The 2380-nt window shown below is 57.8% G+C and carries 4 protein-coding genes; 1 reads left to right on the forward strand and 3 read right to left on the reverse strand.

Features of this window, described 5'->3' with window-relative positions; all coding sequences use genetic code 11:
- Nucleotides 1-290: 290 nt before the first annotated feature.
- Genes V6C07_RS02020 through V6C07_RS02030 form a run of 3 tightly spaced genes read right to left on the reverse strand, consistent with a single transcriptional unit; the run spans nucleotide 291 to nucleotide 1986 of the window.
- Entirely contained in the window at nucleotides 291-905 is a 615-nt protein-coding gene (locus tag V6C07_RS02020; protein ID WP_333534723.1) for a FlgO family outer membrane protein, read from the reverse strand.
- Between the two features lie 10 nt (nucleotides 906-915).
- Nucleotides 916-1266 (reverse strand): hypothetical protein, encoded by a 351-nt coding sequence (locus V6C07_RS02025; RefSeq protein WP_333534724.1) that lies wholly within the window; start codon nucleotides 1264-1266, stop codon nucleotides 916-918.
- A 15-nt stretch (nucleotides 1267-1281) separates the two neighbouring features.
- On the reverse strand, nucleotides 1282-1986 hold the full coding sequence (locus tag V6C07_RS02030; protein ID WP_333534725.1) for a FlgO family outer membrane protein: 705 nt from the start codon (nucleotides 1984-1986) through the stop codon (nucleotides 1282-1284).
- Between the two features lie 227 nt (nucleotides 1987-2213).
- Here V6C07_RS02030 and V6C07_RS02035 point away from each other — a divergent pair.
- Nucleotides 2214-2380: flavodoxin-dependent (E)-4-hydroxy-3-methylbut-2-enyl-diphosphate synthase (locus V6C07_RS02035; protein ID WP_333534726.1), on the forward strand; the 167-nt coding region annotated here is incomplete at its 3' end.

A 2380-nucleotide genomic window follows, 5' to 3' on the forward strand; every position in this document is an offset into this window, starting at 1 on the left:
GGCAGGGGCTGGCGCGGCGGCGGAAATTTCAGCGGGCCTTGCCAACACGTCGAGGCCCGGCGCATGCGCCGGGCCGGGCTTGTTATAGACAGAACGGGTCACCAAGGCAAGAAACTTAGTATCCGCTGATTAAATCTTCGATTTACTCAGCTCGATGCCAAAAAACGGAAACCATTTTTTGGAAAGGCACAAAAAACGCTCATTTAACGGGGGAAGTGAATTCCCCTGTTCACGTTTTTGGGTTCCTGCTCGCGCAGGAACCGAGGGAAGCGCTTTATTCCGCATTTCCCTTACTGCAGGCGGGTATTCACCGAGGGCGTGACGCCCCCCTTGCCGCCGGGGGATGGATCGCGCAACAGCGGCAGCAGGTCTTCGGTAATGGGAATCGTGCCGGAACCCATAGCCAGCACTTCATTGCTGGTGGTGTGGATAAGCCGGATGTTGAAACGTACCTGCTCTCCGCTGACCACATAGGTTCCGGCCATTATGGCCTGGCTTGTGCCGATTTTGCTGGCAAGGCGGTTGACATCGCGCGTAAGGATGAACTCGCCCTTTCTTTTGTCAAAATAGATGTCGCGTCCCTTGCGCAGTTCCTGAAAGCGGTAGCCCGCGTTGATAAGCCAGCGCGATATTTCTTCCATCATCTGTCGGGCCAGGGGCGAGGCCTCATTGAGGTCATTGAGGTTGGCTGGGGTTGTGCCCATGATCATTATATTGGCGCGAGCCAAGGCTTGCTGTGATTTTTTGCTTTCTGCCGGATCAGTTCCCGCATAGCGCATCATGAGCTGTTCATCGAGCTGCTTGGCTATTCTGGTGGCCGCCGTGGGTACGTTGCCTGCGGCAGCGGCGGTCAGCGGCAGCAGCAGGGCCGCCACGACAAGAATTATAACAAGGTAAAGCCTCATGACACGATCCTCAGCGCATGGTGCGCAGCAAAAGTTCAATGCCGCCCATTTCTTTTTCAATGACCTCCAGTTCTCCGGCGGAGCGGCAGGTGGAAAGAGCCTGGGCATAGGATTGCCGGGCCAGCTCATACCTGCCCTGATCGCGATAGGCGCGGGCCTGCTTGAGATATTTGGCGCTGATGTTCGGCCCCTGATCAGCCGATCTTTTGGGCTGCCCGGCGTTTTTTTCCGAAGGGCGCTCATAGGCCGAAAGATTTTGGGCCACGGCACCCGCGCCGTCCGGGAGTGCCGAAAAAAGCGGTCCCAGCGCCAGAGCGGCAAGAGCAATTCCAAAGATACGCAAGATATAATTACAACACATGGCTGCTTTCCGGCATTATTTGCCCTGTTTGATGGCGATGTTGCCGCTGCTGATGGAACTGGCGGGCGTGTAAAGCGGAGGATACAGGCTGCCGCGCTGGCCCGAAGGCTTGGCGGCAGACGCTGTGGACACGCTTGAACTTTGTGCCGGTGGCGCGGGTTTCGGGGCCGGAGGGTCTGTTTTGCCCATGCGGGCCACAATGGGCGTATTGACCAGCACAAGCTGCCCCGTGCGCATGACAAGGCCGTCGGTGGCCCGCACAAGGCGGGCATTGACGAAGGTGGCGTCCTTGTCCACATAATAGGTTCCCACCACCAGAGCCGCCCATTTCTGCCCCACGGGAATGACGGCGTTTTCGATCAGGGCCAGGTCGTCGCGCCCGCCGACAACGGCGATATTGCCCGTCAGGCGGTATTCACGCGCGGGAAATCCCCGCTGGTTGAACTCGTAAAACATGGCTTCGCCCATGAGTCTGCCCAGGGGAGAGCTGCGCGAGGTATTGTTTTCATCCACAAATGATGTGGGCATGGCAACAAAGCCCTGCAGGGCGTCATTGGGTACTGTGGCCAGCATCTGGTCCGCCAGTTCGCGGAATTTAAGCTTCAGTTCCACGGCATCTATATAGCCGGGATCATTGGCTGTAGGCGGCGCTTTAGAGCAGCCGGGCAGCAGGGACAGCGCAAGGGCGCAGATCAGTATAAAACGCAATAAACCGTGCATGGCAACCTCAGATGGTGTTCTGTCATACTTATCGGCCCCCGTCCGGAAAACTTCAGTGCAGGGGTGAAAAATCGGGCGCTTGCCTGTCCCGGTGTCAAAAAACATGCAAAACACGTTCCAGCGGCATGATCGGCTGTCTGCTTGGCTTGCTGCATGAAATAGCTTACAAGACGCTTTTAAAGGATATGGCGACACAGCGCCGCCAAGTTTTTCATCTGGGAGAAGGCATGGGCAGGAATACCAGAGCGATACGCCTTGGCGGCGTTGCCGTGGGCGGCGGCGCGCCCGTTGTTGTTCAAAGCATGACCAATCCGGACACACGCGATCCGCAGGCGACTCTCGGGCAGATTGCCCGTCTGGCGGCCCGTGGCTGCGAAATGGTGCGTCTGGCCGT

This window comes from Desulfovibrio sp. 1214_IL3152, from assembly GCF_036763055.1.
Taxonomy (GTDB): Bacteria; Desulfobacterota; Desulfovibrionia; order Desulfovibrionales; family Desulfovibrionaceae; genus Desulfovibrio.

Bases quoted from the DNA above. Each gene is read 5' to 3' on its own strand.
- V6C07_RS02020 (WP_333534723.1), bottom strand. From the start codon at position 905: ATGAGGCTTTACCTTGTTATAATTCTTGTCGTGGCGGCCCTGCTGCTG.
- V6C07_RS02025 (WP_333534724.1), bottom strand. From the start codon at position 1,266: ATGTGTTGTAATTATATCTTGCGTATCTTTGGAATTGCTCTTGCCGCT.
- V6C07_RS02030 (WP_333534725.1), bottom strand. From the start codon at position 1,986: ATGCACGGTTTATTGCGTTTTATACTGATCTGCGCCCTTGCGCTGTCC.